Source organism: Candidatus Aminicenantes bacterium (genome assembly GCA_026393855.1).
In the GTDB taxonomy this organism is placed as follows: domain Bacteria; phylum Acidobacteriota; class Aminicenantia; order Aminicenantales; family UBA4085; genus UBA4085.
This window is the reverse complement of sequence record JAPKZJ010000007.1, coordinates 53,714-66,323: the sequence shown is the minus strand read 5'-3', so window position 1 is coordinate 66,323 and position 12,610 is coordinate 53,714. Positions and strand designations below refer to the sequence as shown.

The following is a 12,610-nucleotide window of genomic DNA, read 5'->3' as shown; positions in this document are numbered from 1 at the left end:
CCATGAATCCCCCGAACAAGCTCAAGTCCGCGGTCAACCTGGTGGCCCCGTTCCTCGGGCTGATCCTGGTGATCGCCCTGTTCTCCGCTTTGCCGGAGGTCTCGTCGCGCTTCCTGCGGCTGGCCAACCTGAAGGCCGTAGCCACCCAGTCCGTCATCGTCGCCTTGGGTGCTTTGGGCATGACCCTGGTTATCATCAGCGGCGGCATCGATCTTTCGGCCGCCTCGAACATCGCCCTGGCCGGGGTCATCACGGCCTACGCCGTCAACCGGGGTCTGCCGCCTCTGCTCGCGATCGTCCTGGGCGTCCTGACGGGCGCCCTGGTCGGGTTCGTCAATGGCCTGCTCATCACCCGCTTGCGGCTCGTGCCGTTCATCATCACCCTGGGGATGATGGGCATCGCCCGCGGCGTCGCCAAATGGCTGGCCCACAACCAGAAGATCGACGCCCCCCTAAGCTGGGTCAACGAGCTGATGGCCAAATCGCCGCGGCCTTCGTGGCTCCTCCTGGCCCCCGGGGTTTGGCTGATGATCGTCCTGGCTCTGATCATGGCCGTCTTCCTGCGCCGGACCGTCTTCGGCCGCCATGCCTTCGCCATCGGCTCGAACGAGTCCGCGGCCCGACTCTGCGGGGTCCGGGTCGGCGCGGCCAAAGTCGCGATCTACACCATCGGCGGACTGTTCTGCGGGTTGGCCGGAGTCATGGAGTTCTCGCGCCTGACGGTCGGCGATCCCACCGTGGCCGTCGGGCTGGAGCTCGACATCATTGCCGCCGTGGTCATCGGCGGCGGCAGCCTGAGCGGGGGCGAAGGCAGCATTCTGGGCTCGATGATCGGCGTCTTCATCATGTCCTTCCTGCGCAACGGCTGCACCATGATGGGCTGGCCGAATTACATCCAGGAGATCATCATCGGGGTCATCATCGTCGCTGCGGTCAGCCTGGACCGGGTCCGGCACCGGGCCGCGGCTTGAGCGATCCCGGGCCGCGACCCGCGGACGGAAACGGGAGGCCCGCCATGGCCGGAACGAACAAGCGCGAACTGCTGAGGATCATCCACGCCCGGGCCCCGCTCCGGGTCAACGACATCGGCGGTTGGACGGATACCTGGTTCGCGAGCCGAGGCAAAGTCCTCAACTTGGCTGTCGATCCGGCGGTCGAAGCCCAGGCTCTCGTTTTTAAAAGGACCGGCCGGCCCGGATCCCGGGTTTCGATCCGGGCCTCCAACTACGACCAGACCATTCGGATCGATCCGGCGGCTCCCCGACCCGAACCCCACGGCTTGCTGCAGTTCGCCGTCGCGATCCTGCCGCCTGATCCGGACCAGGCGCTCGAAATCACGCTCCATTCCCACGTCCCGGCCGGGATTTCCACGGGAACCTCGGCGGCCGTCACCATCGCCCTGCTCGGGATTCTGAACGCCTTGCGGCCGAAGCCCCTGGCTTGGCGGGATCTGGCCCGGCTGGCCCACCGGGTGGAGACCGAGAAGCTCGGCCAGCAGAGCGGGATCCAGGACCAGATCGCGGCTGCCCATGGCGGGACGAGCTTCATCGAGATGAGGGAGTACCCGGACGCGCGAACGACGGCCGTGGCCTTATCCTCCGATCTGCGGGCCGAGCTCGACCGCCGCCTGCTCCTTGTCTATCTCGGAGCCCCCCACCGTTCTTCCGCCATCCACGAGGACGTGATCGCCGCCTTGGAGGGCGGCAGTCCTCAGTTCGCCGTCCTGCGCGAGCTGGCGGACTTCGCGGAGGAGGCCCGCCGGGCGCTCCGGGTGGAGAATCTGGAGGCCTACGGAAAGGCCATGATCCTCAACCACGAAGGGCAGAGGCGCCTTGGCGCGGGCCTGATCTCGCCGGCCGCGGACGGGGTCGCCGCCGTCTGCCGGCGGCACGGGGCGGCCGGCTGGAAAGTCAACGGGGCAGGCGGGGCCGGTGGCTCGATGGCCGTCCTGGCTGGCCCCGACGACGTCCGGCGGCTGGCGCTCGTCGAGGCCATCGAGCGCCTTGGCGGGGGAATCCGGATCATCCCCGTCCGGTTGTCTCCCCGCGGCGTCCAAGCCTGGGATGCCGCCGTCCTCAGATAATAATAAAAAGGTTCATCATCCCACATCCGGGAAACACGGTCCGGGGTGTCGTCCCGGCAACGCTTTGATAGTCCTCGCCAGGACAGTTGCTTCAACGGTCCTCGCGAGGGCGGCGCGGGTTCACCACTCCTTTTTTACGCCAATCCGCTCGGCGCCTCCTCGCCGTTGGCCGATCTTGCTGCGTTGTTCCCTCGCCAAGATCACGGCTGAAGAAGGAACTGTTCACGCAGCATGATACCGTTGCCCCCAACGGCACACCCCGAACCGCTGATGTTTCCCGGAGATGGGAGATGAGCCATATAAAAGGGAATATTCCCCCCGCTGGGGCGTCCAAAGGGTGGAGAATGAAGATGCCCTTCCCCCAGGATCGCCGATTCAACCGGTCGCGCCAAATCGCCAAGGATTTGACGTCGGCCAGGTCTAAATACTCGAAAACGGACTCAGGAGGTCCCCAAATGAAGAAATTCGCCGTTATAGTCACTTTGATCGCCCTCGTTTCCTTCGGCCTGGGCGTATTCGCCCAGGAGAAGCCCGCCGCCCCGGCCAAGCCGGCGGCTCCGGCTATGAGGGCTCCGCTCGAACGGGTCAAGGAAGCCTTAAACCTGACTCCCGAGCAGGAAACCAAGCTCAAGGAATTCCAGAAGGCCCGCCAGGCCGAAGCCCAGGCCTTCGGTGAGCAGATGAAGAAGATGCGAGACGAGATGCAGACCCTGCGCAAGGACGGCAAAGCCGATCCTGCCAAGGTCAACGGGCTGATCGACCAGATGTTCAAGCTTCAGGCTGACCGGGCCAAGGCCGGCTTCAAGCACGAGCAGGAGCGGAATACGATCTTCACTCCCGAACAGCTCGAAAAGATGAAGAACGGCCGCCAGGCCTTCGGCCGGATGGGCATGATGATGGGCGGCCGGATGGGTATGGGCATGCCGATGGGCCGGGGTATGGGCATGGGCATGCTTCCCGGCCAGGGCCAAGGCATGGGTCGGGGCATGGGTATGCGTCCCGGCCAGATGATGCGAGGCCGCATGGGCATGCGTCCCGGTCAGATGATGAGAGGCGGGATGGGCATCGGCATGCGGATCGGCCAGATGATCAGAAACCGGATCGGCATGCGGATGGGTATGGGCATGCGTCGCGGTCAGATGATGAGAGGCCGCATGGGCATGCGCGGCGACGCCCCGGAAGCGAAAACGCCTCCTCCCGCCGACAAAAAGCGCTGATTTAAACGAGGCTCTGCTCCGCCCCGTCTTCCCGCTCCCTTATCTGGGGGCGGGAGGCGGGGTTTTTTTTGTTCTTCTCCCATCTCCGGGAAACGCGGTCCGGAGTGCCCTCCCGGCAACGCTTTGATAGTCCTCGCCAGGACAGTTGCTTCGACGGTCCTCGCGAGGGCGGCGTGGGTTCGCCACTCCTTTTTACGCCAATCCGCTCGGCGCCTCCAGCGTTTCGCAGTCCTCGTCGGGACTTCGTTTCGACAGTCCCCGCGAGGGCGGAACTCCGCATTCGAGATCTCTCGGTCTTGGAGAACACCCACTCCGTTTCGATTCCGTTAGATGGTCGCGTGCTCAAACAGCCCTCGGCGCCCGCAGCGCTTCGCAGTCCTCGTAGGGACGTCGCTTCGAAAGTCCCCGCGAGGATTGGCTGCCCTCGCGGAGAGGCGTAAAAAGCCGGAACCCGCGCGGTTTCGCCGTTGGCCGATCTTGCTGCGTTGTTCCCTCGCCAAGATCACGGCTGAAGAAGGAACTGTTCACGCAGCATGATACCGTTGCCCCCAACGGCACACCCCGAACCGCTGATGTTTCCCGGAGATGGGAGATGAGCCTTTCTTGTCCGGGCCGAATTTCCTGGAATCGGCAAGTGTCCTAAAAAAAGGACGGCTTATCCGGCTCTACACCCCTGATTCCAGGGGGGGCCGATTGGCACGCTTCTCGCATTTGAAAGGGGCGTAAGGAGAAAACAGATGAGACGCACAGCAGTTCTCGCCCTCGCGGCGGCAGTCGTCCTTCCTCTCTCCGTGCTAGCCCAGACCAACGGTTATTACGACCGCAGCTATGTGCGGATGAGCTATGTCCAAGGGGACGTTTATGTCCAGAGGACCCAGGACCTGGGTTACGAACAAGGCCAGGTCAACCTGGTCGTCGTCCAAGGCGACAAGCTGGGGACGAAGGCCGGTCGATTGGAGGTCCAGCTCGGGCTGCGCAACTATCTGCGCCTCGACAACGAGACACAGGTCGAAATGGCCGGGCTGCCGGCCGCTGACGGCCAGCCCACCAAGATCCATATCCTGGGCGGCGGCATCTATCTGCGCGTCGCCTCGATGGATGTCGAGAAGGGCTTTGAGATTCATACCCCGGACGCCTCCTTCTATATTCTGAGGGAAGGCCTGTACCGGATCGACGTCCGCCAGAGCCGGGAGACCGAGCTCAGCGTCTTTGAAGGCGCGGCGGAGGCGGCCGGGCAGGAAGGCTCGATCGCGGTCGCCGAGCGCCAGCGCGTCTCGGCCGCCGACGGGCGCTTCACCTCCGAGCCTCTTTCGCTGATGGCCCGGCGGGATGATTTTTCCGCCTGGAACGACACCCGGGAAGCTCTGTTCGCCCGCTCCTCGGGCCAGTCCGCCTCCTATCTGCCGGCCGAGTATTCGGACTACGCCACCGAGCTCGATGACAACGGCAGTTGGGTCAACGAAGCCGACTACGGCTACGTCTGGGTGCCGCGCGTCCTCGACTCGGTCTGGCGGCCTTACAGCTCCGGCCGCTGGGTTTGGTACCCGATCATCGGCTGGACCTGGGTCTCTTACGATTCCTGGGGCTGGTGCACGGATCACTACGGCCGCTGGGGCTGGGGCATGAACCTGGGCTGGTACTGGATCCCCCGCAACCATTGGGGTTGGGGCCCGGCCTGGGTCAATTGGTGGTACGACGGGGACTACATCGGCTGGTGCCCTCTGAGCTACTACAACCGCCCCTGTGTCATCCTCAATAACCGCTTCTACGACCGCTACGACCGCTACGACTTCCGGAGCTACTCCCGGACGCTGAACGTGGTCAACCGCAATCAATTCCAGAATCGGCGCCTCAACGGCGCCATGGTCGGAGCGGACCGGTTCGCCGGTCGGGCCGACAACATCAACTTCCGAGCCGATCAACCTAACGTTCGGTCGGCCGCCGGCGGCGACGCCGCCATCAACGCCAGGGCGAACCAGGCGTTTGGCGGCCGCAACGCCCGGACGGTCGAGCGCGGCTATACCGGCAACGGGCAGCGGCTGTCCGCCGACCAGATCCGATCGTCCGGCGCCCGGGGCGGCGAAGCCGCGACCGGCGCCGGGTCCCGAGTCATCCGCGACGGCGGCAGCGCCGCGCGGACCGAAGATCCGGGCCGGGCCGTCTCCGGCCGGACCCAGGACGGCAGTGCCCGGACCATCCGGTCTTATCCTACGCAGGGCGATCGCGGAACTTCCGCCGGGTCGTCTTCGACTCGACGGATCGAGTCCGGTTCCGAGAACCGGATAAGTTCGAGCGGCGCTATCCGCAGCAACGAGCGCAGCGCTGCTTCGTCCTCCTCCGCCCGGACGATCCGCAGCTACCCGTCGAGCGGATCCTCTTCGTCCCGGAATAGTTCGGGTTCCTCGCGAATCTCGAGCTCGTCTTCTAGCTCGTCCCGCGGGACCTCTTCCCGTGCTTCGGGCTCCTCGATGCGGGAGTACCCGTCCTCCTCGTCCTCGCGAAGCTCCTCGTCAGCTTCCCGGATCAGCTCGGGCTCTTCGCGGAGCTCAAGCTCGTCCTCGGGCGCGGTTTCCCGTTCGTCCAGCCGCGAGTACCCGTCCTCCTCGTCTTCCTCGCGCAGCTACTCGGCGCCGTCCTCGTCCTCGCGGAGCTACAGTGCGCCTTCCCGCAGCTCTTCTTCTTCCTCGCGCAGCTATAGCGCTCCGTCCCGGAGCTCCTCGTCCTCCGGTTCCTCTTCCAGGTCTTCGGGCGGCGGTAGCAGCTCCCGCAGCTCGTCGGGATCGTCCTCCCGCTCCTCGGGGGGTTCGTCCCGGCGGCGTTGATACGGTTCCGAAGCCTCCTTTCATCATAGGCGGCCGGGCGTCTCGAGAGCGGCGCCCGGCCGCCGCCTTTTTACCCCTCCCGCCCTTTACTTTTCGGGCGTCCAATGGTATAAATCTTTCTTCGTCTTTCGGAATGACTTCGTCCATGGAGGTATCCGTCATGTCGATTAAGAAACATACCGGGCTATTCCTCGTCCTCGCCCTGGCCGCCGGGCTCGCCCTCTTCGGGAATATGGCCTGTTCCGGCAAGAAAGCCGGGACGGAAGGCGCTGCTCCCGCCGGGGGTGAAGTTGTTGCTCCCGTCTCGCAGGAGATGAGCATTAAGGAAGGCGTGAACGATATCGCCGGCACGGTCAAGAGCGCCCTGGGCAAGTACTTCTATATCTCCCAGATGCCCGGATTCGATCTGGCCGCCGTCGGTCAGTTCGATGCCGCCACCCTGGTCGATAAGGAAGTCAAGGTCAAGGCCGAGTTCCACCGCGATCGGCCCTCCCTGCTGCTGGCCCAGAGCATCGAGGTCAAGCAGGATGGCGGCGCTTTCGCCAACGTCTTCACGGCCGCCTCGCCCGCCTCGCCCGAGGATTTCTTCGATCAGAAGGCCCGGGCCGAGTTCGCCGAGATCAAGATCGCCAACATCATGAAAGCCGCGGACTGGGAAGGCAAGGGCAAGGTCAAGCTCTATGGAAAATACCTCCCGGCCGCCGACAAGTCGGCCGCGGCCATCTCCGTTCTGGACGACAAGGGCAAAGAGACCGCCAAGGTCCTTGTCGACACGATGAGCGAGTATTCCAACTTCTATCTCAAAAAGCTCCGCCTGTTCGACAAGTTCTACTTCTACCTGACGGTCAAGGAAAGTGTCGCGGCCAATCTCCGCGGCAAGGCCAAGGAAGTCTTCCACGCCGACGTCGTTTTCGCCGGCCTCTACTGAGCCCGGACCCGATCCGACCCGAACGCTACGAGCCGGTTCCCTTGCGGGGATCGGCTCTTTTTTTTCGTGCGCCGGCTATAGGGCTTCGGCTAGGGCCTTGAGGCCGGCGGCCGGATCGCCGTGGAAGCGGACGGAGAGAACGCGACGGCCTTTTTCCAAGAGCGCTCGGCGGTCGCCGGCGGCCTGGGCATCAATCAGGGTGCCGAAGGAATAGGACGAGGCGGGCCCGCCCGGGGTCCCGGGAACGGCCAAGTCGCGGGGGTGATCGGCTGTGAATTGGATGAAGATCCCCCGGCCCTGGTCTCCTTTATGAAGCTGCCCCGTGGAATGGAGGAAGCGGGGCCCGAAATCGAAGGCGGAGGGATGGCCGGACAGGGCTTGGAAGCGGAAGGCCAGGGCCCGCAGCGCGTCCCGGACGGACGGCTGGGGCGGCAGGAAGGCCTGGAACACGGCATAGCCGCCCGGTTCTACCGAGGCGCTCAGGCGCCGCAGGGCGTCGATCGCGTCGGCGGCTTCGAATCCGGCCCAGAGCGAGACATCGGCGTTTCGGACCGTAGGGGCCTCCATCGGGACCCGGCCTTCCCGGATCGCCTCGGCCAGCGATTCCATGGTCCTCTTCTTGGACGAGGCGACATCCGGCTGATCGAACGGGTTGACGCCCAGCAGCCGGCCGGCTACGGCCGTGGCGAATTCCCAGAGGAAGATCTGTCCGCCCAGCCCGGCCTCGCCCTCTGTCCGCAGAAGGAGGCAGGGCCGGCCGGATTGCAGGGCCCGATCCTTCACCCCCGTCCAGCTCCGGTCGTCGGCATCTTCGAAAAAGACGGGCAGGACATCGGCGCTGCCCGCGAGAAGCCCTCCGGCGCCAGATTCGTCTTCCGGCCGCCGGCCCGGCAGGGGCAGGATGCCGCGGCCTTCCTTGCCGGTGCTCTCGGCCACGAGTTGCTCGATCCATGCCCCCAGGCTTTCCAGGCGACGGGGAAGGAACAAAGCCAGCTTGTCGATTCCCCGGCGGGCCGCTGTTGCCAAGATGGCCCCCAGATAGGCGCCTGGGTTGCGGTCGGATTCCGCGATCCGGCAGGCCCGCGCCGCCGTCCTGGCCGAGAGGAGGAGCGAAACGATATCGACACCCAGCAGCGCCGCCGGGATCAGTCCAAACGGGGTCAGGGCCGAGAATCGGCCGCCGACGTTCGGATCGCCGTGGAAGATGTGGCGAAAGGCAAGGCTCTCCGCCAGCCGGGCTAGAGGCGTGTCGGAATCGGTGACGGCGATGAACGACCGTCCCGCCTGCTCCGGCCCGACGACGGAGGCCGTCTCGGCAAAGAAATAGGACAGGAAGGAGCTTGTCTCCAGCGTCGTGCCCGACTTGGAAGAGACGATGAAAAGGGTGTGGTTGATCGGCAGGGCGGACCGCATGCGCTCAACCGCGGCGGGATCGGTGCTGTCGAGCACACTCAGGCTGAGGCCGCCGCGGGAGGGGCCGTAGACGCGGGCGAAGACTTCGGGCGCCAAGCTCGAGCCGCCCATGCCCAGGACGAGGGCATGGGTGAATCCTTCCGCCCGGAGTTCCCGGACGAACCCTTCGCGATCGGCGGCGGCGACTTGCGTCTCGACGGCGGCGTCCAGCCAGCCGAGCCGGTTCGAGATCTCCTCGTCCCGGTTCTTCCAGAGGGTGAAGTCCTTGGCCCAGACCCGGTCGACGGCTTTCTCGGCGTCCAGGCCGGCCAGGGCCTCGCGCAGGGACTGATCCAAGGGCGGGGAGGGGACGCCGGCCAAGCGGAGATCGGATGCGTTCATGTCCGCCCGATTGTAATCCGGGCCGGGCCGTTTTTCAACGGGAGAGCGGGGCTTGGCTCGACCATGTCGGAACAGACCCCGCGAGGGCGACGCTTTGGTCGTACTCGTTGGGACAATCGCTTCGAGAGTCCCCGCGAGTGCAGCGCTTCACCCGTCACGACGAGGGCGAGGCTTTGATCGTCCTCACTGGGACGGCGCCTCGCATATCCCTATGAGGGCGAGGCTTTGATCGTCCTTGTCGGGACATCGCTTCGAACGTCCTCGCGAGGGCTTGATTATTCCTCCCGAAAACCCCATATTAGGGTGGCCTGATCTATGGTTCCGATATTTATTTGGAGGTTGACATGCCGACACTCGCTAAAAAAGCTCTTCTCGTCGCGCTTCTCGCGGTCGTCCTGGCGGCCGGCCTCGCGGCCCAGACCAAACCGAGCCCGGCCCCCCTGCTGGGCACTTGGCTGCTCGAAGTCAACGCCGGCGGCGAATCCTACTTCCTGCCGCTCGAGCTGAAATTAGTCGAAGAGAAGCTGGCCGGCGGGGTCAGCGAACAGAGCGGGATGTTCACGAACGTTCCTCTGACCAATTTCGAGTGGGACGGCGTAACCCTCAAGTTCGCGGCCAAGATCCCCACTCCGCCGGATGGGGCCGAGCGGATCTGCAAGTTCGAATTCAAGCTCGACCAGGCCAAGCTCGTCGGCACCCTTACCATCGAGGAAATGGGGATGACGGTGCCGGTGACCGGGACGAAGAAGTAACCGCGACTGGACAGGCGTCCCGCGCCGGGACGCTCTTCGGCAAGGATATCCCATGAGCGAAATCCCGACCGCTATCGGCGGCCCCTTCCATCCGACCAAGCCCCTCTACCGTTTCAGCCTGCTCATCTTCGTGGCCATGCTCTCCTTCGGGAGCTACTTCGCCTACGACATCGTGGGCGCCATTGCTCCCACGCTGGTCGAAAAGCTGGGTGCCTCGCGGGGCACGGTCGGGGCCTTTTTTACCGCCTACAGCGTGGCCGCCATCATGGCCGTCCTGCTCGGCGGCATGCTGATCGACAAGCTCGGGACGCGCAAGGCCAGCCTGCTGTTCTCGGTCCTGGTGCTCATCGGGGCCGGCATCGTCTGGCAGGCCCGCAGCGTGCCGATGCTGTTCGTCGGCCGCTTCGTCTTCGGCGCGGGGTCGGAGCCGCTTATCGTGGCCCAAAGCGCCATCCTGTCGCGCTGGTTCCGGAACAAGGAGTTGGCCCTGTCCTTCGGCATCGCCCTGACCGTGAGCCGGCTGGGGTCGCTCTTCGCCTTCAACACCGGCGAGCTTTTCGCCAAAATGTACGGGACGTATCGGGCGGCCCTGTTGGTCGCCTTCGCGGCTTGCGGCCTGTCGCTGCTGGCCAACCTGGTCTACATTGTCATGGACCGCCGCGGCGCCCCCGTCCTGGGCTTGAAGGACGAGGGAGGCGGCGACAAGATCGTTCTGCGCGACATCAAGGCCTTCAAGCCCTCATTCTGGTACGTGACGTTTCTGTGCCTGACCTTCTACGCCGCCATCTTCCCGTTCACCAACCTGTCGACCGACTTCTTCGCCGACAAGTGGGGTATCGCCCGGGTGGCGACGACCGGCGGCGGGTTCCTCAATCAGGTCTTCAACAACTTTATCCACCTGTTCGGCACCGCCGGCGGCATCTCCTCGATCATCATCTTCGCTTCGATGATCCTGGCCCCCTTCGCCGGCCGGCTTATCGACCGGATCGGGCGGCGCGCGACTTTCATGATCTTCGGCTCGCTCATCCTCATCCCCTGCCATCTAATGATGGGGCTGACCCGAATCTACCCGGTCTACCCGATGATCGCGCTGGGCTTCGCCTTCGTCCTCGTTCCAGCCGCTCTCTGGCCGTCCATCCCGCTCATCGTCAAGAAGGAGCGGGTCGGGACCGCCTTTGGGCTGATGACCGCCATTCAGAACGTTGGTATGGCCCTCTTCCCCCTGCTCAGCGGGATGCTGCGGGACAAGACCCATTCCTACACGGCTGGCCAGTTCATGTTCGCCGGACTGGGGATTGTGGGGTTGATCTTTGCCCTGCTTCTGAAACGGGCCGATCGCCGGGAAGGCGGCGGGCTGGAGCGGGCCCAGGCCAAGGCGGCATGATCGACGCGATTCTTTCCGACCTGGGCAACGTCCTCCTGACGTTCGACAACGAGATCTTCTTCCGCGCCCTGGCCGCGCGGTCGCGCCTGACGGCGGCCGAGATCGGCCGCATCGCCGGCGAGAACGTCGATTTGGCCGTTCTGTTCGAAAAAGGCGCCATCTCGGAGATCGATTTCTTTCGCAACGCCAAGGATCTCTTCGCGACCGAGGCGGATTTCGGCGAGTTTTTCGCCCTCTACTGCGACGTCTTCACTCTGAACCGGCCCGTGCTGGAGATCTACCGCCGGCTGCGGCCCGGGCTCAAGACGGCCCTGGTTTCGAGTACCGACATCATGCGCTGGACGTTCATCAAGCGGCGCTTCCCCGAGATCCTGATCTTCGATGCCTACGCGCTGTCCTTCGAGCTCGGGGCCATGAAGCCCGATCCCCTGGTCTACCGGGAGGCGCTCGCGCTTATCGGCGCTCGGCCAGAGTCCGCCGTCTTCATCGATGATCTGGCGGAAAACGTGGCCGGGGCGGAACGGATGGGGATCCAGGGAATCGTCTACGGCCCCGAAGTTGATCTGGAAGCCGAGCTGGTCCGCTTGGGCCTCAAGGCTTAAGGGGCGCTTCGAACACCAGGCTGCAGCAGGTCACCGCCCCTTCCGCTTTCTGCAGTTCCGAGACATCCACGACGGCGACTTCGAGGCCGCGGCTTTCCAGCCGGGCCCGCGTTCGGGGAAACGACAGCGGGTAGATCAGGCCCCCGCCGACGCGCAGGGCGTTGGCGGCGTGCGGCTCGCGGGGATCGACGGCGATTCGCTCGATCCCCGCGAAGGCGGCGGCATCGACCCAATCGGGATTGAGGAGCAGCGTTTCATCGCCGACCGCCGTGGCCGCCGATTTGAGATGCAGGCAGCCTTGGACGGGCACGGACCGGACTTCGAATCCGGCCGGGCCGGCCAGGGCGCGAAGCTGGCCGATCCCGTCCGCATCGCTGCGCTTGGAAATCCCCACGAAAAGGATATGCCCCAGAGCCAGGACGTCTCCGCCGTCAAGAGTGCCGGGCGGGCGGATGAACGCCAGGCGCCGGTACGAGGCCAGTCCCGCGGCGACGGCTTCGGTCTCGGGGCGGCGGGATGGCGCTCCCGGCCGGGTGATGACGGCGAGCTCGGGCAGAACGACGGCGGCATCCTCGACAAAGACCGAATCGGGGAGACCTGGATCGGCCGGCAGGGCGATGATTCGACAGCCCTGCCGTGCGAGCGCCGCGACATAAGCCTTGTGCTGGAGGCCGGCGATTTCGACGTCGATCGGGGTCCGCGGCAGGTATGACAGCTCGCAGCGGCCCAGGGCCGGGCTGACTTCGCGAACGACGGCGTGGAGCACGGCGCTATTCTTGACCCATCCGAAGGCCGTGTCAAGGATGGCGGAGGAGCCTCGCGAGCCGGCGAAAATTTCTCCTAAGCCTGGCGGAAAACAACGGAATCGGCCCTGTTTAGGCCCCGGAAAAAAGGGGCTTGACAAAGGCTCCGGGAGGGCGTTAAATTGCTTCCGTAAATACAAGATGTTGTATTTATCGGCTTAAGAACCCACAAAATATTGACTTTGGGATTTACGCTTTTTTCTTGGGAGTGGGCACGGCTTGGGC

At 64.8% G+C, this 12,610-nt stretch carries 10 protein-coding genes; 8 read left to right on the top strand and 2 right to left on the bottom strand.

Annotated features, from left to right (window positions below; all coding sequences use genetic code 11):
• Window positions 1-2 precede the first annotated feature (2 nt).
• The 5 genes from NTZ26_00535 (at window position 3) to NTZ26_00515 (ending at window position 7,050) form a co-directional block, all read left to right on the top strand.
• Complete coding sequence (locus tag NTZ26_00535; GenBank protein ID MCX6558974.1) at window positions 3-971, top strand: ABC transporter permease; 969 nt, start codon at window positions 3-5, stop codon at window positions 969-971.
• 44 nt (window positions 972-1,015) lie between these two features.
• On the top strand, window positions 1,016-2,083 hold the full coding sequence (locus tag NTZ26_00530) for a GHMP kinase (GenBank protein ID MCX6558973.1): 1,068 nt from the start codon (window positions 1,016-1,018) through the stop codon (window positions 2,081-2,083).
• Between the two features lie 455 nt (window positions 2,084-2,538).
• On the top strand, window positions 2,539-3,300 hold the full coding sequence (locus NTZ26_00525) for a Spy/CpxP family protein refolding chaperone (protein MCX6558972.1): 762 nt from the start codon (window positions 2,539-2,541) through the stop codon (window positions 3,298-3,300).
• Window positions 3,301-4,037: 737 nt separating this feature from the next.
• Window positions 4,038-6,122 carry a hypothetical protein gene (locus tag NTZ26_00520; GenBank protein MCX6558971.1) on the top strand — a complete coding sequence of 695 codons (2,085 nt, stop codon included), beginning with the start codon at window positions 4,038-4,040 and terminating at the stop codon, window positions 6,120-6,122.
• Between the two features lie 160 nt (window positions 6,123-6,282).
• Window positions 6,283-7,050 (top strand): hypothetical protein, encoded by a 768-nt coding sequence (locus NTZ26_00515; protein ID MCX6558970.1) that lies wholly within the window; start codon window positions 6,283-6,285, stop codon window positions 7,048-7,050.
• 75 nt (window positions 7,051-7,125) lie between these two features.
• On the opposite strand, the gene NTZ26_00510 is transcribed toward NTZ26_00515, so the two are convergent.
• On the bottom strand, window positions 7,126-8,844 hold the full coding sequence (locus NTZ26_00510; GenBank protein MCX6558969.1) for a hypothetical protein: 1,719 nt from the start codon (window positions 8,842-8,844) through the stop codon (window positions 7,126-7,128).
• A 344-nt stretch (window positions 8,845-9,188) separates the two neighbouring features.
• Here NTZ26_00510 and NTZ26_00505 point away from each other — a divergent pair, with 344 nt between their 5' ends.
• The 3 genes from NTZ26_00505 to NTZ26_00495 are packed head-to-tail and all read left to right on the top strand — an operon-like array spanning window position 9,189 to window position 11,582.
• On the top strand, window positions 9,189-9,596 hold the full coding sequence (locus tag NTZ26_00505; GenBank protein ID MCX6558968.1) for a hypothetical protein: 408 nt from the start codon (window positions 9,189-9,191) through the stop codon (window positions 9,594-9,596).
• A gap of 52 nt (window positions 9,597-9,648) precedes the next feature.
• Window positions 9,649-10,980 carry an MFS transporter gene (locus NTZ26_00500; protein ID MCX6558967.1) on the top strand — a complete coding sequence of 444 codons (1,332 nt, stop codon included), beginning with the start codon at window positions 9,649-9,651 and terminating at the stop codon, window positions 10,978-10,980.
• Window positions 10,977-11,582 carry an HAD-IA family hydrolase gene (locus NTZ26_00495; GenBank protein MCX6558966.1) on the top strand — a complete coding sequence of 202 codons (606 nt, stop codon included), beginning with the start codon at window positions 10,977-10,979 and terminating at the stop codon, window positions 11,580-11,582. The genes NTZ26_00500 and NTZ26_00495 overlap by 4 nt, the downstream gene beginning before the upstream one ends.
• On the opposite strand, the gene NTZ26_00490 is transcribed toward NTZ26_00495, so the two are convergent.
• The gene (locus tag NTZ26_00490) at window positions 11,572-12,348 is read right to left on the bottom strand and encodes a dimethylargininase (protein ID MCX6558965.1); all 777 of its coding nucleotides are present in this window, start codon (window positions 12,346-12,348) and stop codon (window positions 11,572-11,574) included. The genes NTZ26_00495 and NTZ26_00490 overlap by 11 nt on opposite strands.
• Window positions 12,349-12,610: the final 262 nt, after the last annotated feature.

Excerpts from the sequence above, each read along its gene's own strand:
- NTZ26_00535 (MCX6558974.1), top strand. The coding sequence starts at position 3 with ATGAATCCCCCGAACAAGCTCAAGTCCGCGGTCAACCTGGTGGCCCCG.
- NTZ26_00530 (MCX6558973.1), top strand. The coding sequence starts at position 1,016 with ATGGCCGGAACGAACAAGCGCGAACTGCTGAGGATCATCCACGCCCGG.
- NTZ26_00525 (MCX6558972.1), top strand. The coding sequence starts at position 2,539 with ATGAAGAAATTCGCCGTTATAGTCACTTTGATCGCCCTCGTTTCCTTC.
- NTZ26_00520 (MCX6558971.1), top strand. The coding sequence starts at position 4,038 with ATGAGACGCACAGCAGTTCTCGCCCTCGCGGCGGCAGTCGTCCTTCCT.
- NTZ26_00515 (MCX6558970.1), top strand. The coding sequence starts at position 6,283 with ATGTCGATTAAGAAACATACCGGGCTATTCCTCGTCCTCGCCCTGGCC.
- NTZ26_00510 (MCX6558969.1), bottom strand. The coding sequence starts at position 8,844 with ATGAACGCATCCGATCTCCGCTTGGCCGGCGTCCCCTCCCCGCCCTTG.
- NTZ26_00505 (MCX6558968.1), top strand. The coding sequence starts at position 9,189 with ATGCCGACACTCGCTAAAAAAGCTCTTCTCGTCGCGCTTCTCGCGGTC.
- NTZ26_00500 (MCX6558967.1), top strand. The coding sequence starts at position 9,649 with ATGAGCGAAATCCCGACCGCTATCGGCGGCCCCTTCCATCCGACCAAG.
- NTZ26_00495 (MCX6558966.1), top strand. The coding sequence starts at position 10,977 with ATGATCGACGCGATTCTTTCCGACCTGGGCAACGTCCTCCTGACGTTC.